This window comes from Agromyces sp. Root1464, assembly GCF_001427265.1.
In the GTDB taxonomy this organism is placed as follows: domain Bacteria; phylum Actinomycetota; class Actinomycetes; order Actinomycetales; family Microbacteriaceae; genus Agromyces; species Agromyces fucosus.
In genome coordinates, this window is record NZ_LMFU01000003.1 from 344,349 (window position 1) to 368,149 (window position 23,801).

Below are 23,801 nucleotides of genomic sequence, written 5' to 3' on the forward strand. Positions count from 1 at the left end.
ACCCGCCGGTCGATCGATCGGTCGATCAGCCCTCGAACGTTCCGAGGGTCACGGTGACCGTCTGCGACTCGCCGTCGCGCGTGAAGGTCAGTTCGGCCTTCGCACCGCCGGGCAGCGCCCGGACCTGCGCGGTGAGATCGGTCTGGTCCGTGATCGGCACGCCGTTGAACTCGGTGACGACATCACCCTTCTGCAGACCTGCGGCTGCGGCTGCACCGCCCTCGGGTGCCTCGGAGATGAGCGCACCGACGGTGTCGCTCGACCCCTCGGCCTCGGCCGAGGTCACCGTGGCGCCGAGCAGGCCGTGCGTGGCCGCGCCGTTCTCGATGATCTCCTCGGCGATGCGCTTGGCCAGGTTCGACGGCACGGCGAAGCCGACGCCGATGTTGCCGGCGGTCTCGCCCTGGGCCGCGCCGCCCGTGGAGAGGATCGCGACGTTCACGCCGATGAGCTTGCCGTCGGAGTCGACGAGCGCGCCGCCGGAGTTGCCCGGGTTGATCGCGGCATCCGTCTGGATGACCGGGAGCGACACCTGGCCGGCCGAAGCGCTCGGCTGCTGCGGGGTCTCGCCGCCCTCGGGGTCGGGCAGGTCGAAGAAGAAGTCGAACGGGCTGTCGGAGCCGTCGCCGCCTTCGCCGCCCTGGTCGCCGCCGTCGCTCTGCGAGTCGTCGGGGGTCGTCGGCGCGGCCGAGGAGGCCACGTCGATGGAGCGGTTGAGCGCGCTGACGATGCCGTTGGTGACGGTGCCCGAGAGGCCGAGCGGTGCACCGATCGCGATCGCCGTGTCGCCGACGTTGAGCTTGTCGGAGTCGGCGAACTCGAGGGGCGTCAGGCCCGAGGCGTCGACCAGCTTGATGACCGCGAGGTCGGAGAGCGGGTCGGTGCCGACGAGCTCGGCCGTGTAGAGGTGGCCGTCGTTCGTCTTGACCTGGATGGTCGGGTCGCCCGTCGCGCCGTCGAGCGTGACGACGTGGGTGTTCGTCAGCACGTAGCCGTCGTCGGAGAGGATGATGCCGGAGCCGGTTCCGCCGGCCTGGCCGCCGGAGACCGAGATCGTCACGACGCTCGGGCTCGCCTTCGCTGCCACGGCGGTGATCTGGTTGACCGAGTCGGTGTCGTTGACGACGATGTTCTGCGCGGAGTTCGCGGCATCGCTCGTCGGCGCACCATTGTCGTTCGCGAGCAGGGCGTTGATGCCGGCGCCCGATGCGCCGCCGATGAGCGCGGCGGCAACGATCGCGGCGGCGACGCCGAGTCCGACGCGACGCTGCTTGGGCGCTGCGGGAGCGGTGCCCGCGGCCGGGACGCCGTTGAGCGGCACCGTCGGCTGCGTCTGGTTCTGGGGCGCGGCGGGGCCGCCGAAGGCAGGCGGCACCTGGCCGGGCTGCGCGGGGGCTGCGGATGCCGCGGCCACGGGCTGGGTCGGCTGGGTCGGCTGCTTCGTGTACTGCGGGGCGCTGTACGGCTGGGGTTCCTGCCCGGGCTCGTAGACGGTACCGGTCGCGGCGGGAGCCGGGGCCGGAGTCGGGGCCGCGGGTGCAGCGGGTGCAGCGGCAGGCGCCGCGGCCGCAGGGGCTGCGACGGGTGCGGCGGCGGCGGGCGCTGCCGCTGCCGGCGCCGCGGGGGCGGCCGGGGTCGCGGGTGCCACGGGCGCCGGGGCATCCGTCGACTCGGCCTCGGGCGCAGGGGTCTCGCTCAGCGACGCGGTCTCGGTCGCTGCGGCGGAAGTCTCAGGGGTGACGGGGGCAGCGCTCTCGGCGGCCGCGGGCGTCGGAATGACGTCGTCCTCGCGGGGCTCCCCCGCGGCTCCGTTCGTGGTGTCGGTCATGGTGTGCTCCTTCCAAGCGATGCCAGCATCCCGAAGCAAGCTGTGTGCCCGATCGGCGGAGTCTATGACTCTGCTATCCCCGCGCCGGGATTTCTCCGAATGCCGTCGCCGGGAGCTTCGCTGCCTGCGCCAGCGTAGCGGCGCTACCCTCGCGTACGGTGAGAACGTGAGCGATTACTCCCCCGCGCCGGGCCGTGCGCCCTGGCAGCGCACCGCGGCCGGCGCCGGCCTCCTCGCCGCCGACGGCTCGATCGCCCCCACGATCTTCGCCGAGATGAGCGCGCTCGCGTCGCGCACGGGCGCGATCAACCTCGGGCAGGGCTTCCCCGACGAAGACGGCCCGGCCGAGGTGCTCGAGGCGGCGCGGCAGGCCATCGCCGACGGCGTGAACCAGTACCCGCCCGGACCCGGCATGCCGGTGCTGCGCGAGGCGATCGCCGCGCATCAGCGCCGTTGGTACGGCATCGAAGTCGACGCGGCATCCGAGGTGCTCGTGACGGCGGGCGCCACCGAGGCCCTCGCGGCCACCCTGCTCGCATTCGTCGACACCGGCGACGAGGTCGTGACCTTCGAGCCGTACTACGACGCGTACGCGGCGATCATCGCCCGCGCCGGCGGAGTGCATCGCACCGTGCCGCTGCGCTGGTCTCGCGAACCGCTGGCGAGCGAGCCGGGGTCCAGCGCCGTCAGCGGCTGGCGGCCCGACCACGGCGAGCTACGGGCGGCCGTGACCGACCGCACCCGCGTGATCCTCGTGAACTCGCCGCACAACCCGACGGGCGCCGTGCTCGATGCCGAGACCCTCGCGCTCGTCGTCGAGCTCGCTGAACGGCACGACGCGCTGATCGTCACCGACGAGGTGTACGAGCACCTCGTGTTCGGCGCGACGCACATCCCGATCGCGACCCTGCCGGGAGCTCGCGAGCGCACGATCTCGATCTCGTCGGGCGGCAAGACCTTCTCGACGACCGGGTGGAAGGTCGGCTGGCTCACCGCGCCTGCGCCGCTCGTGACCGCCGTGCTCGCCGTGAAGCAGTACCTGACCTACGTCAACGGCGCACCGTTCCAGCCGGCCATCGCGACCGGCCTCGGGCTGCCCGACGCCTTCTTCACCGATGCCGCGGCCGCTCTCGCGGCCAAGCGCGACCTCCTCGCCTCCGGCCTCGAGGCGGCGGGCTTCGCCCTCTCGCTTCCGCAGGCCGGGTACTTCGTGATCGCGGATGCCGCGTCGCTCGGGTACACCGACGGCGCCGAGCTCTGCCGGGCGCTGCCAGGGCTCGCCGGCGTGGTCGGCGTCCCCGTCACGGCGTTCGTGCACCCCGATCGCCACCGCGACTCCCGCAGCCTCGTCCGATTCGCGTTCTGCAAGCGGCGCGAGGTGCTCGAGGAGGCCTCCGCTCGCCTCGCCGGGCTCAGCGCGAGGTGACGGTGAAGCGACGCAGTGCAAGCGCCGGGTTGACCGTGCGGACGGCGTCGATGCGTGCCTTCGAGACCCAGGTGACCGCGACATCCGTCGTGTCGCCGATGGTGACCAGCTCGACGCCCATGGGATCGACGACCATGCTGTTGCCCGCGCCGATCGGCGGGGCGTGGTCGGCGGCGGCGACGTAGATCGTGTTCTCGAGCGCGCGCGCGGTCGTGAGCACCCTCCAGTGCGACTCCTTCAACGGACCGCGCACCCATTCGGCCGGCATGCACACGACGTCGGCGCCGGCATCGACGATGCGACGGGTGACCTCGGGGAACCTCGCGTCGTAGCAGGTCTGCAGGCCGAAGCGGAGGCCGCCGGCCTCGAAGATCTCGGGCGCCTCGAGTGCTCCCGGGGCGACCCACGCCGACTCCCGCTGCCCGAACGCGTCGTAGAGGTGCAGCTTGCGGTACGTGGCGACGATGCCGGCGCCGGGCGCGACGGCGACGACGGTGTTCGCGACGCGTCGGTCGTCGGCGGCGTCGCCGTCGCGGTCGAGCCGCTCGATCATGCCGGCGACGAGGTGCACGCCGAGCCGATCGGCGACCGCGGCGAGGTGGGCCGTGAACGCGCCGTCGAGCGATTCGGCCGCAGCGAGCCATCCTTCGCCCGGTTCGGGCGTGAAGTGGCTCGAGTACTCGGGAAAGACCACGAGACCTGCTCCGCGCCCTGCGGCGAGCGCGGCGAGTCGCTCGATCTCGCTGCGATTGCGCGCCGCGTCGTCGTTCGGCGCGAACTGCGCGACGGCGACGCCGAAGCCCTCGGTCTCCCTCTGCATGGCACCAGCCTATGGCGCTGCTGGGCTGCGCGCTCGGGGCAGCTGCAACGGGACGACTGATATCCTCGACGTCTGGCCAACCCCGAGGTTGGCGTGGTCGAGCCGCTGAAGAGTGCGCAACGATCCGGGCTGGAAACCCCGGAATTCACGCGTTCTCCTCCGAAAGGTTCGGCTACGCCCATGTCCAATTCCTCCTCCCGGCGCTGGTGGGTCCTCGTGATCCTCGCGATGACGCAACTCGTCGTCGTGCTCGACGGCACGATCGTCAACATCGCGCTCCCGCAGGCGCAGATCGCCCTCGGGCTCAGCGACTCCGAACGTCAATGGGTCGTCACCGCCTATGCCCTCGCGTTCGGCGCACTGCTCCTGCTCGGCGGCCGGATCGCCGACTATTGGGGCCGCAAGCGCACCTACCTCGTCGGCATGGCCGGATTCGGGGCGGCCTCCGTCGTCGGCGGCATCGCCCAGAGCGGCGGCGAGCTGATCCTGGCCCGCGGCCTGCAGGGCGCGTTCGCCGCCATGATGGCGCCTGCGGCACTCGCACTGCTCACCGTGACCTTCCCGGGCGGGCGCGAGCGCAACACTGCGTTCGCGGTGTTCGGCTCGGTAGCGGGCGCCGGTGCCGGCGTCGGCCTCGTGCTCGGCGGCCTGCTCACCGAGTTCGTCGACTGGCGGTGGTGCCTGCTCGTCAACGTGCCCATCGTGATCGTGGGAATCGTCGCCGGCGCCGTGCTCGTCGCCGAGAGCCGGGCGGAGGGCGACAACCGCTACGACTGGCTCGGTGTCGTGACCGTCGCGCTCGGCCTCGCCTCCCTCGTCTTCGGCTTCACGCTCGCCGAGGAGAGCTGGGTCTCGATCGGCACCATCGGCTTCATCGCTGCCGGCATCGCCCTGCTGGCGCTCTTCGTCTGGGTCGAGTCGCGCGTGGCCCAGCCGCTGCTGCCGCTGCGCATCGTGCTCGACCGCGTGCGCGGCGGCGCGTTCCTGCTGCAGGCGATCGCCGGCAGCGTGATGATCGGCGCCACCGTCTACCTGACGTTCCACTTGCAGATCGTGCTCGGCTTCTCACCGCTGCAGGCCGGTCTCGCGAGCCTGCCGCTGACGATCGTGATCGCGCTCGTCGCGCCGCTCGCGACCCGGTTCTTGTCGAGGTTCGGCGCCCGACCGCTCATGATCGCGGGCCCCCTGGTCGCGGCGAGCGGGCTCTTCCTGCTCAGCCTCATCACCGTGGGCGGCGACTACCTCGTGCAGGTGCTGCCCGCGCTCGTGCTGCTCGGCATCGGCATGGCGATGCTCTTCGTGCCCATGCAGAACCTCGCACTCGCGGGTGTCGCCGGTCATGACGCCGGAGCGGCGAGCGCGACCGTGAACGCGGCGATGCAGATCGGCGGCTCACTCGGGCTGTCGATCTTCACCACGGCCTACGCGGCCGCCGCCGGCGGTGTCGTCGTCACGGGCGCCGCGAGTCAGCTCGACGCGTTCGTGAGCGGTTACTCGGCCGCGTTCGTCGCCGCCGGCGTCGCGATGCTCGTCGGCTGCGTGCTGGCGATCGTGCTGATCCGGCCGAAGGGCGCGGATGCCGCGGCTCGCCGCGAGGGTGCGCCGACGGATGCCGCGGAGGCGGTGCCGGCCGCTCGCTGAGCGCCGCCACCGCGCAGTCCGCGGCACGGCCGAACATGGCCGCAGGCACTGGACCCCCCGGTTCCAGTGCCTGCGGCAGTCTCGAGGTCGGCAGCGACTAGCCGTCGGCCTGCGCGAGCTCCCGGCCGTGGGCGGTGATCGCGTAGATGACGAGGATGTCGACGCCGATGACGATGATCGACCACCACGGCTGCGCCGGGATGAGGAGCAGTTGCCCGAGCGCGCTCAGGGAGACCACGATGATCGCGACGACCCTCGCCCAGGTCGCACCCGAGAGCAGGGCGACACCGGTGAGCACGAGCAGCAGGCCGATGATGAGGTTCCACCATCCCCAGCCCGTGATGTCGAAGAGGAAGAGTCCCTCTTCGGTGACCGTGTAGTACGTGTTGGAGCCGAGCAGCGCGACGAACGCCTGCAATGCGCTGAACGCACCGTTGAGGATGAGGATGATGGCCGCGAAGCCGATCCATCCGATCCACCCGCTCTGCTGTGGAACAGTGCTCATGATCGTGTGCCCTCCTGCTCGGCGCCGTCGGCGTGATCGTCGGCCGGCGATTCGAATGAACAATCGTCAGCGTGGCCCTGATCGCAGCGCGGGGCATCATTCACATCGCGTGATTGCCGATTCGCGGGTGAACGGCGGAGCACGGGGCATCCGTCGTCGCAGGTCTCATCTCGACACACCCACATCGGGGCGTTGTTGCGCGGCCGACCGGTCAATATGCTTCGACCGTGCGCGGTGATGCCCCGTCGGCGGAGACGCCGGGAGTCGAGCTCGATCAGCAACTGCTCGACGCCAAACTTTCAGCCCCGGAGCCGCCGGCCCAGGGCTACGTCAGTCGCGCCCCGCAGATCGAGGCGGCCCGCTCGAGCGGTCGCCGATTCGTCGGGGTCACCGCCCCCGCCGGGTACGGCAAGTCGAGCCTGCTCGCCGAATGGACGCGGAGCGAGCGCCGCCCCGTCGCCTGGGTGTCGCTCGACCGCTACGACGACGATCCGGCCGCACTGCTGACGCTCCTCGCTGCTGCCGTGGCGCGCATCCAGGCCGGTCGCGCGCGCGGGCCGCTCCCGGTGACCGGGCATGGCGTCGCCCTGCTCGGCCGCGAGGCACCGCTGCTCGCCGCCGCGTTGCGCCGTGCCCCGGCGCCGTTCGTGCTGGTGCTCGACGACCTGCAGGAGCTGCGTGATCCAGCCTGCCGCGACGTGCTCAGCGTCGTCTTCGCCGGCATCCCCGCCGGCTCGCAACTCGTCGTCGCGAGTCGCGGCGAACCCTGGCACATCGCTCGAGCGCGCGCCGAAGGGGATGCGTTCGAGATCACGGCCGATGAGCTCGCCCTCGATGCCGTCGGCGTCCAGGCGATCTTCGCGAACACGCAGGTGCCGCTCTCGGCCGACGATGCACTCGAGCTCGTCGAACGCACCGAGGGCTGGCCGGTCGGCGTCGTGCTCGCCGCCGCGATCGCCGGCGACGGCGACCGGCCGCCGGCGACCGTCTCGGGCGACGATCGCTATGTCGCCGACTACCTGTACCGGGAGTCCCTCGTCAACCTGCCCGAGCATCACCAGCGCTTCCTCCGGCGCACGTCGGTGCTCGACACCCTTTCTGCTCCGCTCTGCGATGCGATCCTCGGCACCCACGACGCCCAGCTCGTGCTCGCCGAACTGGATGCCTCGAACGTGTTCATCGTGCCGCTCGACCGCAGCCGCGGCTGGTACCGGTACCACGCCCTCTACCGCGAGTTCCTGCTCGGCGAGCTCCGGCGCCTCGAATCGCAGGCCGTGCCCGAACTCCAGAGCCGGGCAGCGAGCTGGTTCGAAGCGCAGGGCTCGACGGCCATGGCGATCGAACTGCTGCTCGACCAGCCGGCCGAGCGCGCGCGAACCGCACGTCTCGTCGCCGCGACGGCGCTGCCGAGCTATCAGTCCGGGCAGCTCGCCACCGTGCAGCGATGGATGAGGGAGATCGGGGATCCGGCGATCGAGGCGTACCCCCCGCTCGCCGTGCTCGCGGGATGGGTCATGGCGCTCTCGGGTCAGTCCACGGAGGCCGCACGGTGGGCGTCGATGCTCGAGAACATCTCGTACGACGGCGTGCCCGATGACGGCTCGGCGTCGTTCGACTCGGCCCGCGCGATGCTGCGATCGGCGATGTGCGCCGCCGGCCCCGAGCAGGCGCTCGCCGACGCGGAGCTCGCGTGCGCGGCCGAGCCGAGCTGGAGCCCGTGGCGGGATCAGGCCCTCCAGCTGCTCGGCGAGGCGAGGTTGCTCGTCGGCGACGTCCCTGGCGCCGTGACGGCGCTCAGCGAAGGCGCGGCGATCGCCTCGGCGACGGGCAACGCCGAGGGACTCGTCGCCTGTGCGGCCGAGCTCGCGCTGCTGTCGATGGACGACGGGCGATGGGACGAGGCGGAGGCGCACGTCACCGCGTCACTGGAGGCGATCGACGAGCGGCACATGTACGACTACGCGACGGCGGTGCTCGCGTTCACGCAGGCGGCACGCCTCGCGCTCCACCACGGCGACCTCGCCGCCGTGCGCCGGGAACTCACTCGTGCGATGCGCGCACGCCCCGCCTGCACCGAGGCGCTCCCCTACCTCGCGGTCCGGGCGCGGCTGCAGCTCGCCAAGGTCTATTGGGCCGTCGCCGATCACGCGACCGCGCACCACCTGCTGCGCGAGATCGACGACATCCTCCTCCGCAGGCCCGGGCTCGGCGCCCTCACTCGGCAGGTCGAGGAGTTCCGGCGCCTCGTGACGATGAGCGAGCAGCAGGGCGACGGCGGCGGCCCGCCGCTGACCCCGGCGGAGCTGCGACTCCTGCCGTACCTGCAGACGCACCTCTCCGTCCGGGAGATCGGGGAGCGGCTCTTCGTCTCGCGCAACACCGTGAGCTCCGAGCTCGGATCGATCTATCGCAAGCTCGGCGTCTCCGCACGGAGCGATGCGGTCGAGCGTGCAACGCAGCTCGGGCTGCTCGGTTCGGGGCTCTGAGCCGACGGTCCCGAACGCCGAGCCCGGTGCCTAGCGCGGCTCGGCCGCTCCGAGTTCGTCGACATCGACCTCGAGGTCGTGCCCGAGCGCCAGGGCGACCTTGGGCGCGGCTGCCACGACCCTCGGAAGCCCGACGATGGGGATGACGCCGACCAGCACGTCCACGATCTGCGTCGCCGTCGTGCCGGCACTGATCGCCGCGTCGACCTGCGCCCCGAAGGACGGCTCTGCGCCGCCGATCGAGACGAGTGCGGCGATCCTCGCGAGCGCCAGCGACTTGGGGTCGAGTCGGCCTGCTCCGGCGACGACCTCGCCGGTCTCCGTCTCGGCGAGCCGTTCGTCGTTGATCGCCAGGCGTCGCAGCCGGTCGGTGTAGTCCATGAGACGTCCTCCCCCTCTGCTCGTCGGCGCAGCATCGTTCTGACAGACAATCGCGGCAGGGCCCCCGCCGCATCACCTACAACGGATGATTCGCCGCTTTCGCGGCCTTCCGCTCCTGGCGCGCGGCCTTGGTCTCGGCGTCGGAATCGGCCATGATCTGCTTCGTCTCGTCGAGCTCGCCGAGCATGGGCCGGATCCATCCCATCGAGGGGTTCGAGTCCACGAGGAGGAGGCGCACGAGCAGGGTGAGCGGGATGGCGAGGATCGCACCGATCGGTCCGATCACGACGGCCCAGAACAGCACCGAGAAGAACGTGATCGTCTGGCTGAGGCTCACCGCCTTGCCGACGACGCGCGGCTGGATGATCGATTGGATGACGGCGTTGATCACGCCGTAGACGATGATGACGGCGATGACCGTGGGCCATCCGCCGACGAGCGCGCCGAAGATGATCGGCGGGATGATCGCGAGGAAGTAGCCGATGTTCGGGATGAACGAGCAGATGAAGGCCAGCAGTCCCCAGATGAATGCGCCGGGCACCTGGAGGATGAGCAGGGCGATCCAGTTGACGACGCCCTGGGCGAGGCCGAGGACCGTGGTCACGACCATGTAGCGGCGGATGTTGTCGCCGTAGTTCACGAACCCCGAGACGATGAGCGGGCGGACCGGCTGCAGCTGGCGGTGCAGGTGCGGCAGGAACGCCGCGTCCATGGCCATGAGCAGCAGCATCGTGAAGATGATCACGAGGCCCGTCACCCACCCGGTGAGTCCGCCGACGATCCCGCCGAGGAACCCGAGCAGCGACGACGGGTCGAAGCCGGCCGCAATGGTGCTCACCTCGGTGGAGTCGATGCCGATCGAGTTCAGCCAGGCCGCGACGGACTTGCCGAACGCCGCGATCTCGTCGCTGAAGTCGGCCAGCAGCGTGCCGAACTGGCCGATGGCGATGAGGATCAAGTACCCGAGGCCGACGAGGAGCAGCGTCACCGCGAGGATCACCGACCCTGTCGCGATACCCCGGGGCACTCCGCGAGCCTCGAGCCAGAGCCGCAGGGGGTGCACGCAGATCGTGAGCACGAAGGCGAGGAAGACCGGGGCGAAGATGCCCGAGATCGCGGCGAGGCCGAAGATCGCGACCGTGCCACCGCCGATGCCCATGAGGATGAACGCGTTGCGGTGCTCGTCGCGCACGAGGACCGCTTCGGGCGGGGCGGTCGCCGACGGCGGTGCCGACGCCGCGGTCACCGCAGGCGAGCGCTTCTTCGTCCACCACATGAGGACTCCGATCCGCGTGCCGTGGAGACCGGCACGCGAGCACAACCTATGACCGGGGGGAGCCGCGGTCATCACCCAATCCGGGTGAAAGGAGCTGGATGACCGCGAACACCGGCGGAACAGCCCGCGGAACAGGCGGAGAAACGACGAAGGAGAGCACCCATGCTCTCCACTCTCAGGATATCGCGGGGAGGGGGGCTTGCGGCAAGGCCCCTTCGGCGGCGCATACTGGTCGGCCGAGCCGGAGACATCCGCTCACGACGCAGAGGAGCTGCACTGACTTCGCACGTGTTCGACCTTCCCGATTCCCTCGCCGCCAAGGCCGCCCCGTCGCTCATCGCGGACGACGAGGCGCAGTTCGCCGCCATCGCCGAGGCCCTCCGGCACTCCATCGCCGAGGTCTCCGACCGTCTCGCGGTCGAGCGGAGGGCGCCCGGCGGGAGCGGCCAGGCCGCGCTCGATCGCGACCTCGAGATCCACCGTCTCACGGGCCGGCTGCGGACCCTGCGCCGCTTCGGCCTCGACCTCTGCCTCGGCCGGATCGTCGCCGCCGACGGCGGCGAGCCCGTGTACATCGGGCGGCTCGGCCTCACCGCGCCCGACGGGCGCCGGCTGCTCGTCGACTGGCGCTCCCCCGCCGCGGAACCCTTCTTCGGGGCGACGCACGGCGATCCCATGGGCCTGACGAGCCGCCGCAGATATCGCTGGACCCGCGGCCGTGTCACCGACTACTGGGACGAGGTGTTCACGCCCGACGCGCTCGACGGGCATGCCGCGCTCGACGAGCAGTCGGCGTTCATCGCGAGCCTCGGCAGCTCCCGCTCGGCCCGGATGCAGGACGTGCTCGGCACCATCCAGGCCGACCAGGACGCGATCGTCCGCGCCGGCTCCCGCGGCGCCCTCGTCGTCGACGGCGGACCCGGCACCGGCAAGACCGTCGTCGCGCTGCACCGCACGGCGTACCTGCTCTACTCCGATCCGCGCCTCGGGCACCGTCGCGGCGGGGTGCTGTTCATCGGCCCGCACCAGCCCTACCTCGACTACGTCGCCGACATCCTCCCCGGGCTGGGCGAGGAGGGCGTCGCGACCTGCACCCTCCGCGACCTCGTCCCGGAGGGCGCCGCCGCTGCAGCCGAGCCCGATCCGGCAGTCGCCGGGGCGAAGTCCTCGGGCGATCTCGTGCAGGCCGTCGAGCGTGCGGTCGGATACTACGAGCGTCCGCCTCGCGCCGGCATGACGATCGAGACGCCATGGGCCGACGTGTCGGTCGACGCCGACGACTGGGCCGAGGCATTCGACGCTCCCGAGCCCGGCACCCCGCACAACGAGGCCCGCCTCGAGGTCTGGGAGGAGCTGCTGAGCATCCTGGCCGAACAGCATGACGAGGACGTCGAGCCCGAGGCGCTCCGCGCCGCCCTCGCCGACAGTCGAGAACTCCGCACGACCTTCAACCGCGCCTGGCCCGTGCTCGATCCGGCCGGGGTCGTCGCCGATCTGTGGTCGGTGCCCGCGTACCTCCGGCGATGCGCCCCCTGGCTCGCCGACGACGAGGTGCGGCTGCTGCAGCGGCCCGACCCCCGTGCGTGGACCGTCGCCGACCTCCCCTACCTCGACGCGGCACGGCAGCGCATCGGCGACCCCGAGGCATCCCGCGACCGCCGACGGCGCGAGGCTGCCGCCGCCGCCCAGCGCGAGGAGATGTCGCGCGTCATCGACAACCTGCTCGAGGCGCAGGTGCACGACGACGGCGAGGGCGTCATGACGATGCTGCGCGGTCAGGACGTGCAGTACTCGTTGATCGACGAGGCCGAACTGCCGAGCCGCGGCGCCGACGAACTCGTCGGGCCGTTCGCCCACATCGTCGTCGACGAGGCACAGGAGCTGACGGATGCCGAGTGGCGGATGGTGCTCGCACGCTGCCCGTCGCGGAGCCTCACCATCGTCGGCGACCGCGCCCAGGCGAGGCACGGGTTCACCGAGTCCTGGCAGGAGCGCCTCGCGCGCATCGGGCTCGAGCACGTCGCGCTCGCGCACCTCACGATCAACTACCGCACTCCGGAGGAGGTCATGGCCGAGGCGGAGCCCGTCATCAGGGCGGCGATTCCCGATGCCAACGTGCCGACGTCGGTGCGCAGCAGCGGCATCCCGGTCGCCCATGGCGCGGTCGCAGAGCTCGACGGGATCCTCGAGGCATGGCTCGCCGAGCACGCCGAGGGCACCGCGTGCGTGATCGCAGGCAGCGCAGCGAGCGGCAGTGGTACGAATGCATCCGGTCGTTCCGCGCGCGTCAGGTCCCTGACGCCCGAGCTCGCGAAGGGCCTCGAGTTCGACCTCGTGGTGCTCATCGACCCCGAGTCGTTCGGCACCGGCATCGAGGGAGCGGTCGACCGGTACGTCGCGATGACCCGGGCGACGCAGCGGCTCGTGATCCTCACGAACACGTGAAGGCGGGCGGTCGGGCGATCAGTCGAGCTCGAAGGGCTCCGACGCCTCGGGCTCCGGAACGAGGTGCAGCCCTGCGGTGCTGCTGGCGGAGAGGATCAGCTCCTCGATCCAGATCCGGTTGAGCTTCGGCGGCCGGTTGCCGCTGAAGACGAACAGCACGGGGATGGACTGGTTCATCCACATCGTCGTTCGCCCGCTGCCGCGCTCGATCCCGTGCTCCCAGGTGAACGCGAAGCTCTCTGAGCGGCGCAGCTTGGTCAGGATCGCGACGCGGAGGTGGGCGAGGGCGCGGTCGTCGATGTCGAACTCGCGCAGGGACGTGCTGTAGATGAGCTTGCCCATGCTCGAATGATACGACTCGCGCGCGCCCCGCGTCCCACCTCCGTTCGGGGCTCTACAGCGGGCGTCCGCCCGTGACCGGCACGATCGCGCCCGAGACGTACGACGCATCCTCCGAAGCGAGGTAGACGTACGCTCCCGCGAGTTCCGCAGGTTGGCCGGCCCGGCCGAGCGGCGTGTCGCGACCGAAGTCGGGCAGCTTGTCGGGCCATCCGGTCGCCGGGATCAGCGGAGTCCAGATCGGGCCCGGCGCCACGGCGTTCACGCGGATGCCTCGGGGCCCGAGCTCCTCGGCCAGTGCCTTCGTGAACGCGACCAGCGCGGCCTTCGTCATCGCGTAGTCGACGAGGCGGGACGAGGGATCGAACCCCTGGATCGAGGTCGTCGTGATGATGCTCGCCCCGGCTTGCATCTGGGGCACCGCTGCGCGTGCCAGGAAGACCGGTGCGAACAGGTTCACCCGCATGACGGTCTCGAAGTCGTCGGTGGGGATCTCGTCGATGCCGCCCCGGTCGCGCTGGTGCGCCGCGTTCAGCACGAGCAGGTCGAGGCCGCCGAAGGTCGACCGCACTCGCTCGATCAGCTGCTCGCAATGCGCTTCGGACCGCAGATCGCCCGGGAGCAGGAGCGGCATGCGGCCGGCGTCCTCGATCCAGCGTGCCGTCTCCTCGGCATCGCTCGCCTCGCTCTCGAGATACGAGATCGCCACGTCGGCGCCCTCACGGGCGAACGCGATCGCGACCGCCCTCCCGATGCCGGAGTCGCCGCCGGTGATCAGCGCCTTGCGCCCCACCAGCCGGTTCGCGCCGCGATAGCTCTCCTCCCCGTGATCGGGCGTCGGGGCCATCTCCTCGGTGCGGCCGGGCGGGTCCTGCTGCTGGCGTGGAAAGGGGCCGGCGGGATGCTTCGTGGTCGGGTCGATCAGTGATTCGGATCGCGACATGGTCGTCCTCCAATCGTCGTAGGGATTTCGTTGTTGCTGTTCTCGGTGACCTTCACCGTATGAACGATCGGCCCGAGTCGAAAGGGGGTTGACAGCCCGCCCGCGCGCCCTCGAAGTCAACCCCTTCTTCGTCGGGCCGGGCGCGCTCTAGCGTGGGATCGACCGACGCCCCGTCCGCGCGCGAACGGGCGAAGGGCGAACTTCGACGAGGGCGAACAGGGGATGCCGTGAGCGACGAGACCGGTGCCGCGCAGACGCCGCACGATGAGCGGATCGAGGTGCTCGCGAAGCGCATCGGCGACCGGGCGATGTCGTCGGCATCGACGGTCGCCGTCGCCGAATCGCTGACCGGCGGTGCGATCGATGCGGCGCTGGCCGCGACCGACGACGCATCGGACTGGTTCGCCGGCGGGGTCGTCGCCTACAGTTCCCGGGTCAAGTTCGACGTCCTCGGCGTGACTCCCGGGCCGGTGGTGACGGCGAAGTGCGCAGTCGAGATGGCACTGGGAGTCAGGCGGCTCCTCGGTGCCGGCATCGCCGTCTCCGCGACCGGTGCGGGAGGCCCCGACCCCGTGGAGGGCAACCCGCCGGGAACGGTCTTCATCGCGGCATCCGTCGGCGACCGCACCGTCGTCGAGGAGTTCCGCTTCGCGGGCGATCCGGCCGACGTCGTCGACGCCACCGTCGAGAACGCGTTCCGCCTGCTGGACGAGGTGCTCGCCGGTTCGGACCCGGCCTCCAGCAGGTCGGAGGATCGGGCCCCAGGCCCGGATCAATCGCTCCGGGGGAACGGGGCGTAGGCGGGTTGAGAGGAGCCGCGAAGGGGACGCCGATCTCCGCGCCGAGCGGCTAACACCGGGCCGGGGACCCGTCAACCCCTTCCAGCACGCCGTCGTTCGCGGTCACACTCGACTCACCCGGCGAAGGGACACGGCCATGCTGCGATTCGGAGTCGAAGAGGAGTTCATGCTGGTGGACCCTCACCGCCTCGTCCCGGTGTCCCTGGCGGGTGAGATCAGGGACCGGCTCTCCGTACGCGAGGAGCTGGCACCGCAGATCGGCGGCGAGTTCCTCGCGGCGCAACTCGAGTACGCGACGACGATCCAGACCGGTGTCGCGGCCGCCGGAACGGAACTCCTCGCGTTCCGCACGGCGCTCGGTGACGCGGCACGCGAACTCGCGGTCATCCCCCTCGCCGGCGGCACGCCGTTTGACGTCGACGGCGCCGCGGCGATCGTGCCGACCGAACGGTACCGGCACATCGCGAGCGAGTTCGGCGAGATGCTCGTCGACCACCAGGTCAACGGCCTGCACGTCCATGTCGAGGTCGTCGACCCGGATGCTCGAGTCCGAGCGTTGAACGGCACCCGCGACTGGCTGCCGTTCCTCCTCGCGATCACCGGCGATTCACCGTTCTGGCACGGCCGCGACACGGGCTTCGAGAGCTGGCGCAACGTCATCCTCCGACGGATGCCGACGGCCGGGTGCCCGCCGGTGTTCGACGACGCCGCGGACTATCGCCGTCGCACGCAGCTTCTGGTGGACATGGGAGCGCTCATCGACCTGGGATCGATCGCATGGGCGGCCCGGCTCTCGGAGCGTTTCCCGACCGTCGAGGTGCGGGTGTTCGACGCGCAGCTCTCGGTCGACGACTCGGTGATGGCAGCCGCCCTGACCCGTGCCATCGTCGACACCTCCGCGCAGGGGGCCGCCGGCTCCTGCGCGCCGGCCGAACTGGTCGACGCGGCGCTCTGGGAAGCCGGGCGCCGCGGGGCGGACGCACGGCTCCCCGACCCGCTCTCCGGCACGATGAGCACCGTGTGGGCCCTGGCCGACGGCCTCGTCGAGTGGATCCGCCCCTCGCTCGAGGCATCCGGAGACCTCGAGCTCGTGATCGACGGACTCGAGCGGATTCGCCTCGAGGGCACCGGTGCCGCGCGCCAACGGGAGCGTCACCGCGACTCGGGCGCGATCGGGCTGCGCGGGCTGTATCGCGAAGGATGCGACGGGCGGGAGCGCCGGGCGCCGACTCCGCTCTCCATGCCGTTCGCCGAGGTCGCGGGACTCATGTCAAGCCCCTTCCCTCCCACCGCCCGTCAGGGCAGCGTGGCCTCATGACGAATGACACCGGAATGCACTCCGAACCGGACTCGCGGGGCAACGCCTGGAGTGACGCCGCCCCGGACGGCGTGCAGGACGCACCCATCATGGACCAGAACGATGCGTCGACCCGTGCGAAGTGGGAGGGCATCATCGCGCAGACACGCGCGGATCTCGGCCGCCACTCCATCGACGACATCCGGCAGGCCCTCGCGCAACGCCTCAGCGACGCGCAGCTCACCGTTCCCGCGGGCGAACTCGACCGCGTCGCAGCGGAACTCGCTGCGAGCGTCGACGGCGGTGATCGCTTCGACCGGGGCGAAACCCACCCCGACGAGTGAGGCCGCCCGCGATCACCTGACGCGGCCCTCAGGTTCCGACGAACGCGTCAGGCCCACGACGTCAGGTCCGGTCGATCAGGTGTCAGGTCCAGTCGACCGAGTGCATCCATCCGGCGATGTAGGCGCGCTCATTGTCGCCGAGTCGGACGCCGAGGCGTGGCGCCCGGCCGGGGTCGAGCTCGCAGAGTTCGAAGATGCGGCGAACGACGACGGCACGCAGCGGTGCATCGACGTTCTCCAGCACCTCCCGTCGGAGCGGGCGCTCGAGCATCGGCCACCACAGTCCGATCGGTGGTAGTCCGGTCGACCGGAAGGCGCGCTCGTCGCGCGTCGGTTCATCGAGTACGGAACTCATTGTGCCGGCTCCTCGCTCGTGCGACCCGTCTCGGGGTCGCGGATGACGACCTGCTCGTGGGGATCGGCGTGCTCTTCAGCCTGTTGATGCTGCTCCGCCGCTTCGACCCCCCGGTCGAGCTCGTCGTCCGTGTTCGACTCCGTAGGGTCGGGGTCTCTCATCGGTGTGCTCCTCGTTCAGGCCGGCCACGCCATCGGGGCCGGCATCTCGAAGCTACGCGGGGCCGCACTCCGCAGAAAGGGATTGACATTTCGGCGAGGAGCACTCCATCGCGGCGGACTCGGCTGCCGAGGAGCCGGGAGCCAGCCGGTGATGCATATGCAGCACCATCGAGGCAACCCCCTTCACCCCCTCGACGCCGTTGGACCAACATGGTCGGGACACGACCGGAGCGGCCCCATCGCCAGATGGACGGCCCACACGTGAAGGAGGATCGAATGGTCCAGCAGACGCTCGACACGCCGACGGAGCTGTTTCACTTCCAGCTGCGAACGGCGCTGACGATGGAGAACGACTCGTTGGCCGCGCTCGAGGAGCTGACGAAGGCTGCGAAGAGCGCAGAGGTGAAGAAGCTGTTCCGCCACCACGCCGACGAGACCAGGGAGCAACTGGCCAATCTGCAGAAGGCGTTCGCGGCCGCCGACCTGAAGTCCTCGACGGCCCCCTCGCCGAGCACGAAGGGCATCTCGAAGCAGGCGGCGTCGACGCTGGAGCGCAGCGCTGCCAAACTGCGTGATCAGGTCGCCGTCTCCTGCGCCCTCGGCAACGAGCACTACGAGATCGCGGCCTACGAGTCGCTCATCCTTCCGGCCGAGAGCATGGGGCTCTCGGAGGTGGTCGGCCTCCTCCAGGCGAACCTCGACCAGGAGATCCACACCAGCGAGGAGCTGCGCACGACGCTGCAGAAGATCCTCGCCTAGCGAGATCCTCGCCGAGCGGGCGGCGCGCCTGTCAAGCCCTCGACGGCGAATATTCCGACGGCCTACTGTTACGTCACTGAATGGCCCCGCTCCCACCCAGACCGGGGCCGGCGAAGGGAGTCTCCCATGAACATCCTGCTGATCATCGTCGTCGTCGTCGCCGTGATCCTGGCGATCACCGGTGGCCTCGTGCAATCCCTCAACTTCCTCCTCTGGGTCGGGTTGGTCCTCCTCGCGATCGCCGTGATCGGATGGATCATCCGGATGGTCGCGGGTCGCAACAGCGTGTGAGCCACGACCTCGACCTGGGACGGCCCCTGGCGGACGCCGTGCCTCCCGAGTTCCGGCCCGTCCTCCTCGTGAATCCGGGCCGGGACGATCTGGAGCGTGCGCGGCGCCGTTTCGGGCTGCACCCGCTCGTCGTGACCGACCTCCTCGAGGGACGCCAGCATCCGAAGTTCGAGACCTTCGACGGTCACCTGTACCTCACCGTCTGGGATCTCAACCCGACGGCCGACGGATCCACGCGTGCCGTCACGGACATCGCGATGGTGCTGCACGGCGACGAACTCCTCGTCGTGCAGCGCGGGCCCGACGAGGACATCCGCGACATCGGGGCAGTGCTCGACGAACCCGACGAACCCGATGCGCCCGCGCTGAACGCGGTCTCGTCGCCGCTGTCCGCCGTCTACCGCATCCTCGACGCCGTCGTCCGCGACTTCGTCCAACTCGGTGCCGAGGTCGAGCAGGATCTCGACGAGGTCGAGGCCGAGGTCTTCGACAGCCGAGTGCGCGAGGACTACCGCCGCATCTACCGGCTGCGGCAACGCATCGGCAGGATCGATCGGGCCGCGTCGGGTCTCGCGGCGGCGCTTCGAGCGGGCACGTCGGAACTCGAGGCGCTCGCCGCGGACGAGCCGGCGCTCCAACCGAATCTCCTGCACCTCGAGCATGCCGCAGAGGGCGTGGCGAGCCTCGCGTCCGCCCAGCACGAGGCACTCGACGCCGTCGTCTCCAGCCACGAGAGCAACGTCGCCGCGCGTCAGAACCAGGACATGCGCACGATCTCGGCGTTCGCGGCGCTGCTCGCGATTCCGACCGTCGCCGCGGGCCTGTACGGCATGAACTTCAAGAACCTGCCGCTCATCAAGTGGGAGTACGGCTGGGTCGCCGTGGGCATCGCGCTGCTCGCGCTCGACATCGTGTTCTACGTCGCATTCCGCCGGCGCGGATGGCTCGGCGGGAAGTCCGGCCGACGCGGAGACGTCGACGAGGGCTGATCCGCCGGTCTCTCGAGGGCCGTGGGATCCGTCAGTCGCCGTCCTCCACGGGCTGGACGTCCACGCCGACGCGCACCGGTTGCTCCGGGATCGTCTCGATCGGGGTGGTGTCGAGCTCCTCGGCGACGAGTTGGACCCCGCCGGTGCTGTTCGCGGAACGCATGAGCTCCTCGATCCAGTGCCGGTTGAGTTCGGGCTGCTCGGGTTCGTCGAAGACGAAGCGCAGCGAGACGGCGGGATGCAGCCAGATGGTGCTCCGCCCGCGCGGCTGATCCTCGGTGTGCTGCCACGAGAGGGTGAAGCTCTCGCCACGACGGAGTTTCGTGATCACCGCGACCTTGAGGTGTGCGAGCGTGCGATCTTCGATGCCGATAGGGGTGCCGGAGTCGCCGTAGTACAACGTTCCCATGCGCTGAGGGTACGCCCTCGAGCAGTTCCCGGCACCCCTTGCGGCTTGCGAGAACGCATCGTGGCGAATCATCCGATTCGAATGATGCGCCCGTGAGACCGAAGCCATAGCCTCGCGGAAGCCGCAGTGAAACTGCGGCAGACGAAACGAAAGGCCGTCGGCAATGAACAGCTTCTGGGACTTCATCATCTGGCTCTTCTGGTTCTACGTGGTCATCGCGTGCATCTGGGTCTTCATCACGGTGATCGTCGACATCTTCCGGGATCACTCGCTGAACGGCTGGGGGAAGGCTCTCTGGGTCCTGTTCCTGGTGTTCGTGCCCTTCCTCGCGGCGTTCATCTACCTGATCGCGCGCGGTCGCGGCATGGCGGAGCGCAATGCCGCCCGGGTGGCGGAGTCGCAGGCGGCGAGTGCGGACTACATCCGGAGCGTCGCAGGCTCTTCCTCCTCGTCGTCGACGGCGGCGGAGATCGAGAAGGGCAAGCAACTCCTCGACAGCGGCGCGATCACGCAGGCCGAGTTCGAGTCGCTCAAGGCGAAGGCGCTGCAGTCCGCATAGCGCCCCGCGTGGGTCGAACGACCTGACGACCGAAGGGATCCCGGCCTCGCATGAGGCCGGGATCCCTTCGTCTCGGCTGGGGCCGGCGGCTCGGGCCTGCGGCGTGAGCCACCTGAGTGCCGCGACTCAGTGGTCGACGCGGTTCAACGGCACGAGCAGCACCGGGCGGTCCTGACCCATCGCGAGCGACTTCGCGACCGAGCCCGCGAAGAACTCCTCGACGCGGTGGAGGCCCCCGTGCCGACGCGTGCCGACCACGAGCATCCTCGAGGAGAGATCAGCGGCGAGTCGCGACAACGCGCTCGCCGGATCGCCGGCGAGCACTCGGAACGACCAGGAGACCTCGCTGCCGGCGAGGGCCCCCTCGAGCATGTCGCCGACTTCTGCGGCGACGCCCGCCATTTCGTCGTCCATCTTGGGATCGAGCGACTCCCGGGTGCGCAGCTCCGTGTCGTCGAGCTCGACGAGGGCGCTGTTGAGCTCGACGTAGGCGAACACGACCTCGCACCCGAACGACGCCGCGGTGCGTTCCGCGGTCTCGATGATCCGCAAGGGGATGCCGGGCTTGACGCCCACGACGATCGGTCCGTCGTCGAGATGGGTTTCCGATTCCGACATGCGCGACCGCCAGTTCTCCGATGTGCACCATGGAACGTCCTCGGTCAGTCAAGCACGACGGGCACGCGCGCGCCAGAGGCGATCGGGCGCCCGCACGGGACGACGTTCTGGGCGTTCTTCGATGGGTTTGTCAAGTCCCTGTTGCACTGTCGATCGGCTCCCGATAATCGAATGAGTCGGTGTTCCGAGAGCCGACAGAAGGGTCGCACGCGGTACCGCGAGATCGACGCGCACGCCCGGCTCGGGTTCCCCCAAGCGCCGGGAGCGTGCGACCCTTCGCCCAAGACGGGAGGGTACGGATGCTTCGAGCAGCAGGCAGCACCGAGAAGGTGGACCTCACCCCGTTGAGCGAGACGATGTGGCGTGTCTGCGACGGCCGCTTCGAAGACGGCGACCTCCGGATCATCGGCTACCTCCAAGACCTCGACGGCGTGTACGAGATGATGTGGATGCGCCCACGGCTCGGAGTCGTCCGGACCTATGGCAGCCTCGAAGACGCCCTTCGCGCGATCCACGAGGCGATCGGCTGAGCTGCGGCCTCGTCGCGAACGGAGCCGTGGTTCGCGTTCATCCGGCCGATGACAAGCCCTGGAGCATCTTCGCGAGCTGCTCCTGCACCTGCGCGTCCTCGATCTCGAACATGGCGTAACTGATTCCCGCGGACTGGATCGGGCGATTGGGGTACTTCGTGTAGGTCGGCAGCACGCTGAGGAGACGTGCGGCCATCTGCGGCGCCTGCCAGGTCTTCTCCGCATAACTCGTCATGAAGATGTCGTAGCGCTCCTGCGGGTCCTGCCAGAGGTCGAACAGTTCCGGGACGATCGCCGTGTACGAGGCGGGGCCACGCCAGCCGTCGCGGATGTTCCACACCGCCTTCCACTTGCCGACGCGAATGGCTCCGGGGACCATCTCGGTCTCGGTCATGTAGAGCCAGTGGTCGCGGGTGGACGGCCCGTCGCCCCGAAGGAGGGCGGACTGGTCGCAGCTGTCGAAGATGGTGGGCTCGCCCTCGCGGTCGTCGGTCGGCAGGTCCACACCGGCGAGGTTCGCGAAGGTGGCCATGAGGTCGAGCGATCCGACGATCTCGGAGTTGCGTCGTCCGGCCTCGATCGTGCCTGGCCACCACGCGATCGCGGGAACCCGACTCCCACCCTCGTAGTCGGTGCCCTTCGTGCCGCGGTAGGGGGTGTACCCGCAGTCGGGGTAGACGTCTTGCCACGCGCCGTTGTCGGTCGTCCAGACGATGAGCGTGTTCTCGGCGATGCCGAGCTCTCGCACCTTGTCGACGACCTGACCCACCCGATGGTCGAGCTCGACGAGGGAGTCGAGGTACTTCGACTTGGCGAGCGAGGCACCTTCGAAGTCGGGGTGCGGCAGGTTCGGCTGATGCAGTTTCGCGGTGTTCAGGTAGAGGAAGAACCGGTTCTCGCCGTTCGCGTGGTCGTCGAGATAGTCGAGCGCATGGTTCGTCGACTTCTCGTCGATGAAGGGGATGTTCGAGGCGTCGATCTTCTCGACCTCGCGCGCCTCCTCGCCGGCCTTGCCCTCGATCGCCCCGGTGACGTTGCCCCACATCTTCATGGTCGCCTCGTCGTCGAACGGGAAGTCGGGGTTGAAGGTCTTGTCGGTGTACGTGTACGCGTTCAGGTGGTACAGCGTCGTGTTGTACATCTCGTCGAAGCCGTGGGCCGTCGGCATCGCGGAGGGGTCCTCGCCGAGGTGCCACTTCCCGATGTGGCACGTGTCGTAGTCGGCCTTCTTGAGGACGCTCGCGAGGGTCCACTCCCCTGCGGGCAGACCGCCGCCCTGCCCGGGGAAGGCGACCGTCGTCATGCCGCTGCGGATCGGAAGCCGACCGGTCAGGGCTGCGGCGCGCCCGGGGGTGCAGCTCGGCTGCCCGTAGAACGACATGAACTGCAGGCCTTCGGCCGCGAGCCGATCGAGGTTCGGCGTGGGCGCACCGCGGTTCTCACCGCCGCCGTAGCATCCCAGGTCGCCCCACCCGACGTCGTCCGACATGAACAGGATGATGTTCGGCTTCTCGGCCATCTCTTCGTCTCCCCCACTTGGATTCGGCTTCCGTTCGGACGGTAGCAGAGCCGATGCGGCGATCGGGTGCCGGCTATGCGTCCTTCGCGCAGCGGAATCCGATGTGCGACATCCCGGTGTCCTCCGATTGCGGCGACCTCGCCGCCGGCCGGAAGCGCAGGCAGTACTCCGGCGAGCACAGGAAGGACCCGCCCTTGAGGACCCGCCGTGCCGTCGCGGGGAACGCCTCGTCTGCGCTGGCGCGAGCGAGCAGGTTCGCACGCTTCCCGGCGTCGACCGGTGCATCCGACAATCGCACATGGCGAGGCGTGTAGAAGTCGCTCGTCCACTCCCAGACGTTGCCGATCATGTCGAACAACCCGAAGCCGTTCGCGGGGTACGTGCCGACCTCGGCCGTTCCGCCCACTCCCTGGTTGTCGTAGGGAAACCGGCCCAGCCAGGAGTTCGCCTGCGCGACGCCGCCCGGGTAGGGTTCCTCGCCCCACGCGAACGGCGCACCATCGATGCCGCCGCGCGACGCGAACTCGTGCTCGGCCTCGGTGGGCAGCCGGAGCCCCGCCCATTCCGCGTACGACGTCGCGTCCTCGAAGGAGACATGGACGGCCGGATGCCGCATGCGCTCGTCGATCGAGGACCCCGGGCCGAAGGGGCTCCGCCAGTACGCACCGGGCTGCCAACGCCACCACCCTCGCCAATCGCGGAGGTCGACTGGGCCGCTCGTCGGTGTGAACACCATCGCCCCGGGAACGAGATCGGCCGGATCCGCGTCGGGGAACGCTCCCGGGTCCAACTCGCGCTCCGCGACGGTCACGTAGCCCGTCGCCTCGACGAACTCGGCGAACTGCTCGTTCGTGACCTCGTGCCGGTCGATCCAGAACGGGTCGACCCGACGCTCGTGAACGGGGCGCTCGTCGGGGTAGAACTCGTCGGACCCCATACGGAACGATCCGCCCTCGATCAGCACCATGTCACGGTCAACGACTGTCATGCATCAACCGTACCGAGTGTCCGGATCCCGGCCGTGCTGTTCGCCGCACCCCTTCATGTGGTCGGGGCAGAGGGCGGAGGGAGCGCCCGATC

25 protein-coding genes are annotated in these 23,801 nt (G+C 70.0%); 12 read left to right on the top strand and 13 right to left on the bottom strand.

What is annotated here, in order from left to right:
• Positions 1-25: 25 nt before the first annotated feature.
• Entirely contained in the window at positions 26-1,828 is a 1,803-nt protein-coding gene (locus ASD23_RS17200; RefSeq protein ID WP_056014294.1) for a S1C family serine protease, read from the bottom strand.
• 166 nt (positions 1,829-1,994) lie between these two features.
• On the opposite strand from ASD23_RS17200, the gene ASD23_RS17205 reads away from it, so the two are divergent.
• Positions 1,995-3,254, top strand: a complete 1,260-nt coding sequence (locus tag ASD23_RS17205; RefSeq protein WP_056014297.1) for an aminotransferase class I/II-fold pyridoxal phosphate-dependent enzyme — start codon at positions 1,995-1,997, stop codon at positions 3,252-3,254.
• Here the strand turns inward: ASD23_RS17205 and ASD23_RS17210 are convergent.
• A complete protein-coding gene (locus ASD23_RS17210) occupies positions 3,241-4,074 on the bottom strand; it encodes a carbon-nitrogen hydrolase family protein (RefSeq protein WP_056014302.1) in 834 nt (277 codons plus the stop codon). The genes ASD23_RS17205 and ASD23_RS17210 overlap by 14 nt on opposite strands.
• A 180-nt stretch (positions 4,075-4,254) precedes the next feature.
• Here ASD23_RS17210 and ASD23_RS17215 point away from each other — a divergent pair, with 180 nt between their 5' ends.
• Complete coding sequence (locus tag ASD23_RS17215) at positions 4,255-5,715, top strand: MFS transporter (protein WP_056014305.1); 1,461 nt, start codon at positions 4,255-4,257, stop codon at positions 5,713-5,715.
• Positions 5,716-5,812: 97 nt separating this feature from the next.
• Here ASD23_RS17215 and ASD23_RS17220 read toward each other — a convergent pair whose 3' ends face one another.
• Complete coding sequence (locus tag ASD23_RS17220) at positions 5,813-6,220, bottom strand: DUF7144 family membrane protein (RefSeq protein WP_056014308.1); 408 nt, start codon at positions 6,218-6,220, stop codon at positions 5,813-5,815.
• Between the two features lie 227 nt (positions 6,221-6,447).
• Here ASD23_RS17220 and ASD23_RS17225 point away from each other — a divergent pair, with 227 nt between their 5' ends.
• A complete protein-coding gene (locus ASD23_RS17225) occupies positions 6,448-8,706 on the top strand; it encodes a LuxR C-terminal-related transcriptional regulator (RefSeq protein WP_056014310.1) in 2,259 nt (752 codons plus the stop codon).
• 30 nt (positions 8,707-8,736) lie between these two features.
• Here ASD23_RS17225 and ASD23_RS17230 read toward each other — a convergent pair whose 3' ends face one another.
• Together ASD23_RS17230 and ASD23_RS17235 are read right to left on the bottom strand one after the other, a co-directional pair.
• Positions 8,737-9,087 (bottom strand): carboxymuconolactone decarboxylase family protein, encoded by a 351-nt coding sequence (locus tag ASD23_RS17230; RefSeq protein WP_056014313.1) that lies wholly within the window; start codon positions 9,085-9,087, stop codon positions 8,737-8,739.
• A gap of 76 nt (positions 9,088-9,163) precedes the next feature.
• The gene (locus ASD23_RS17235; RefSeq protein WP_082571622.1) at positions 9,164-10,363 is read right to left on the bottom strand and encodes an AI-2E family transporter; all 1,200 of its coding nucleotides are present in this window, start codon (positions 10,361-10,363) and stop codon (positions 9,164-9,166) included.
• Between the two features lie 288 nt (positions 10,364-10,651).
• On the opposite strand from ASD23_RS17235, the gene helR reads away from it, so the two are divergent.
• On the top strand, positions 10,652-12,808 hold the full coding sequence (gene helR / locus ASD23_RS17240; protein WP_235507801.1) for an RNA polymerase recycling motor ATPase HelR: 2,157 nt from the start codon (positions 10,652-10,654) through the stop codon (positions 12,806-12,808).
• An 18-nt stretch (positions 12,809-12,826) separates the two neighbouring features.
• On the opposite strand, the gene ASD23_RS17245 is transcribed toward helR, so the two are convergent.
• Both ASD23_RS17245 and ASD23_RS17250 read right to left on the bottom strand, forming a co-directional pair.
• Positions 12,827-13,150 (bottom strand): DUF7882 family protein, encoded by a 324-nt coding sequence (locus tag ASD23_RS17245; protein WP_056014321.1) that lies wholly within the window; start codon positions 13,148-13,150, stop codon positions 12,827-12,829.
• Positions 13,151-13,202: 52 nt separating this feature from the next.
• Positions 13,203-14,090, bottom strand: a complete 888-nt coding sequence (locus tag ASD23_RS17250) for an SDR family oxidoreductase (RefSeq protein WP_056014325.1) — start codon at positions 14,088-14,090, stop codon at positions 13,203-13,205.
• 227 nt (positions 14,091-14,317) lie between these two features.
• Here ASD23_RS17250 and ASD23_RS17255 point away from each other — a divergent pair, with 227 nt between their 5' ends.
• The 3 genes from ASD23_RS17255 (at position 14,318) to ASD23_RS17265 (ending at position 16,531) form a co-directional block, all read left to right on the top strand.
• On the top strand, positions 14,318-14,890 hold the full coding sequence (locus tag ASD23_RS17255) for a CinA family protein (protein WP_235507802.1): 573 nt from the start codon (positions 14,318-14,320) through the stop codon (positions 14,888-14,890).
• 136 nt (positions 14,891-15,026) lie between these two features.
• Complete coding sequence (locus ASD23_RS17260) at positions 15,027-16,208, top strand: carboxylate-amine ligase (RefSeq protein ID WP_056014329.1); 1,182 nt, start codon at positions 15,027-15,029, stop codon at positions 16,206-16,208.
• Positions 16,205-16,531 (top strand): hypothetical protein, encoded by a 327-nt coding sequence (locus ASD23_RS17265; RefSeq protein ID WP_129232358.1) that lies wholly within the window; start codon positions 16,205-16,207, stop codon positions 16,529-16,531. The genes ASD23_RS17260 and ASD23_RS17265 overlap by 4 nt, the downstream gene beginning before the upstream one ends.
• A gap of 82 nt (positions 16,532-16,613) precedes the next feature.
• Here the strand turns inward: ASD23_RS17265 and ASD23_RS17270 are convergent, their stop codons facing one another.
• Positions 16,614-16,886, bottom strand: coding sequence for a hypothetical protein (locus tag ASD23_RS17270; protein WP_056014335.1), 273 nt, complete (start codon positions 16,884-16,886; stop codon positions 16,614-16,616).
• The gene (locus ASD23_RS18945; protein ID WP_157377152.1) at positions 16,883-17,047 is read right to left on the bottom strand and encodes a hypothetical protein; all 165 of its coding nucleotides are present in this window, start codon (positions 17,045-17,047) and stop codon (positions 16,883-16,885) included. The genes ASD23_RS17270 and ASD23_RS18945 overlap by 4 nt, the downstream gene beginning before the upstream one ends.
• A 276-nt stretch (positions 17,048-17,323) precedes the next feature.
• Here ASD23_RS18945 and ASD23_RS17275 point away from each other — a divergent pair, with 276 nt between their 5' ends.
• The 3 genes from ASD23_RS17275 to ASD23_RS17280 all read left to right on the top strand — a co-directional run bounded on the left by ASD23_RS17275 (position 17,324) and on the right by ASD23_RS17280 (position 19,086).
• Entirely contained in the window at positions 17,324-17,806 is a 483-nt protein-coding gene (locus ASD23_RS17275) for a YciE/YciF ferroxidase family protein (RefSeq protein ID WP_056014338.1), read from the top strand.
• A 126-nt stretch (positions 17,807-17,932) separates the two neighbouring features.
• Entirely contained in the window at positions 17,933-18,097 is a 165-nt protein-coding gene (locus tag ASD23_RS19135) for a hypothetical protein (RefSeq protein ID WP_165877506.1), read from the top strand.
• Positions 18,058-19,086 carry a magnesium transporter CorA family protein gene (locus ASD23_RS17280; protein WP_082571623.1) on the top strand — a complete coding sequence of 343 codons (1,029 nt, stop codon included), beginning with the start codon at positions 18,058-18,060 and terminating at the stop codon, positions 19,084-19,086. Before ASD23_RS19135 ends, ASD23_RS17280 begins: the two co-directional genes overlap by 40 nt.
• Positions 19,087-19,117: 31 nt before the next feature.
• On the opposite strand, the gene ASD23_RS17285 is transcribed toward ASD23_RS17280, so the two are convergent.
• The gene (locus ASD23_RS17285; protein ID WP_235507803.1) at positions 19,118-19,495 is read right to left on the bottom strand and encodes a DUF7882 family protein; all 378 of its coding nucleotides are present in this window, start codon (positions 19,493-19,495) and stop codon (positions 19,118-19,120) included.
• 163 nt (positions 19,496-19,658) lie between these two features.
• Between ASD23_RS17285 and ASD23_RS17290 the strand changes: the two genes are divergently transcribed.
• Complete coding sequence (locus ASD23_RS17290; protein WP_056014344.1) at positions 19,659-20,054, top strand: SHOCT domain-containing protein; 396 nt, start codon at positions 19,659-19,661, stop codon at positions 20,052-20,054.
• A 126-nt stretch (positions 20,055-20,180) separates the two neighbouring features.
• Here the strand turns inward: ASD23_RS17290 and ASD23_RS17295 are convergent, their stop codons facing one another.
• Entirely contained in the window at positions 20,181-20,672 is a 492-nt protein-coding gene (locus ASD23_RS17295; RefSeq protein WP_056014347.1) for a universal stress protein, read from the bottom strand.
• Between the two features lie 299 nt (positions 20,673-20,971).
• Here ASD23_RS17295 and ASD23_RS17300 point away from each other — a divergent pair, with 299 nt between their 5' ends.
• The gene (locus ASD23_RS17300; RefSeq protein ID WP_056014350.1) at positions 20,972-21,202 is read left to right on the top strand and encodes a hypothetical protein; all 231 of its coding nucleotides are present in this window, start codon (positions 20,972-20,974) and stop codon (positions 21,200-21,202) included.
• A 37-nt stretch (positions 21,203-21,239) separates the two neighbouring features.
• Here the strand turns inward: ASD23_RS17300 and ASD23_RS17305 are convergent, their stop codons facing one another.
• Both ASD23_RS17305 and ASD23_RS17310 read right to left on the bottom strand, forming a co-directional pair.
• Positions 21,240-22,721: an arylsulfatase gene (locus tag ASD23_RS17305; RefSeq protein WP_056014354.1), complete on the bottom strand. Its 1,482-nt coding sequence runs from the start codon at positions 22,719-22,721 to the stop codon at positions 21,240-21,242.
• A 73-nt stretch (positions 22,722-22,794) separates the two neighbouring features.
• On the bottom strand, positions 22,795-23,688 hold the full coding sequence (locus ASD23_RS17310; RefSeq protein ID WP_082571624.1) for a formylglycine-generating enzyme family protein: 894 nt from the start codon (positions 23,686-23,688) through the stop codon (positions 22,795-22,797).
• Between the last annotated feature and the right edge of the window lie 113 nt (positions 23,689-23,801).

What these genes read in the sequence shown, in the direction of transcription:
- ASD23_RS17200 (WP_056014294.1), bottom strand. Translation starts at nt 1,828, where the DNA reads ATGACCGACACCACGAACGGAGCCGCGGGGGAGCCCCGCGAGGACGAC.
- ASD23_RS17210 (WP_056014302.1), bottom strand. Translation starts at nt 4,074, where the DNA reads ATGCAGAGGGAGACCGAGGGCTTCGGCGTCGCCGTCGCGCAGTTCGCG.
- ASD23_RS17215 (WP_056014305.1), top strand. Translation starts at nt 4,255, where the DNA reads ATGTCCAATTCCTCCTCCCGGCGCTGGTGGGTCCTCGTGATCCTCGCG.
- ASD23_RS17220 (WP_056014308.1), bottom strand. Translation starts at nt 6,220, where the DNA reads ATGAGCACTGTTCCACAGCAGAGCGGGTGGATCGGATGGATCGGCTTC.
- ASD23_RS17230 (WP_056014313.1), bottom strand. Translation starts at nt 9,087, where the DNA reads ATGGACTACACCGACCGGCTGCGACGCCTGGCGATCAACGACGAACGG.
- ASD23_RS17235 (WP_082571622.1), bottom strand. Translation starts at nt 10,363, where the DNA reads ATGTGGTGGACGAAGAAGCGCTCGCCTGCGGTGACCGCGGCGTCGGCA.
- ASD23_RS17245 (WP_056014321.1), bottom strand. Translation starts at nt 13,150, where the DNA reads ATGGGCAAGCTCATCTACAGCACGTCCCTGCGCGAGTTCGACATCGAC.
- ASD23_RS17250 (WP_056014325.1), bottom strand. Translation starts at nt 14,090, where the DNA reads ATGTCGCGATCCGAATCACTGATCGACCCGACCACGAAGCATCCCGCC.
- ASD23_RS17260 (WP_056014329.1), top strand. Translation starts at nt 15,027, where the DNA reads ATGCTGCGATTCGGAGTCGAAGAGGAGTTCATGCTGGTGGACCCTCAC.
- ASD23_RS17265 (WP_129232358.1), top strand. Translation starts at nt 16,205, where the DNA reads ATGACGAATGACACCGGAATGCACTCCGAACCGGACTCGCGGGGCAAC.
- ASD23_RS17270 (WP_056014335.1), bottom strand. Translation starts at nt 16,886, where the DNA reads ATGAGTTCCGTACTCGATGAACCGACGCGCGACGAGCGCGCCTTCCGG.
- ASD23_RS18945 (WP_157377152.1), bottom strand. Translation starts at nt 17,047, where the DNA reads ATGAGAGACCCCGACCCTACGGAGTCGAACACGGACGACGAGCTCGAC.
- ASD23_RS17275 (WP_056014338.1), top strand. Translation starts at nt 17,324, where the DNA reads ATGGTCCAGCAGACGCTCGACACGCCGACGGAGCTGTTTCACTTCCAG.
- ASD23_RS19135 (WP_165877506.1), top strand. Translation starts at nt 17,933, where the DNA reads ATGAACATCCTGCTGATCATCGTCGTCGTCGTCGCCGTGATCCTGGCG.
- ASD23_RS17280 (WP_082571623.1), top strand. Translation starts at nt 18,058, where the DNA reads ATGGATCATCCGGATGGTCGCGGGTCGCAACAGCGTGTGAGCCACGAC.
- ASD23_RS17285 (WP_235507803.1), bottom strand. Translation starts at nt 19,495, where the DNA reads ATGGGAACGTTGTACTACGGCGACTCCGGCACCCCTATCGGCATCGAA.
- ASD23_RS17290 (WP_056014344.1), top strand. Translation starts at nt 19,659, where the DNA reads ATGAACAGCTTCTGGGACTTCATCATCTGGCTCTTCTGGTTCTACGTG.
- ASD23_RS17295 (WP_056014347.1), bottom strand. Translation starts at nt 20,672, where the DNA reads ATGTCGGAATCGGAAACCCATCTCGACGACGGACCGATCGTCGTGGGC.
- ASD23_RS17300 (WP_056014350.1), top strand. Translation starts at nt 20,972, where the DNA reads ATGCTTCGAGCAGCAGGCAGCACCGAGAAGGTGGACCTCACCCCGTTG.
- ASD23_RS17305 (WP_056014354.1), bottom strand. Translation starts at nt 22,721, where the DNA reads ATGGCCGAGAAGCCGAACATCATCCTGTTCATGTCGGACGACGTCGGG.
- ASD23_RS17310 (WP_082571624.1), bottom strand. Translation starts at nt 23,688, where the DNA reads ATGGTGCTGATCGAGGGCGGATCGTTCCGTATGGGGTCCGACGAGTTC.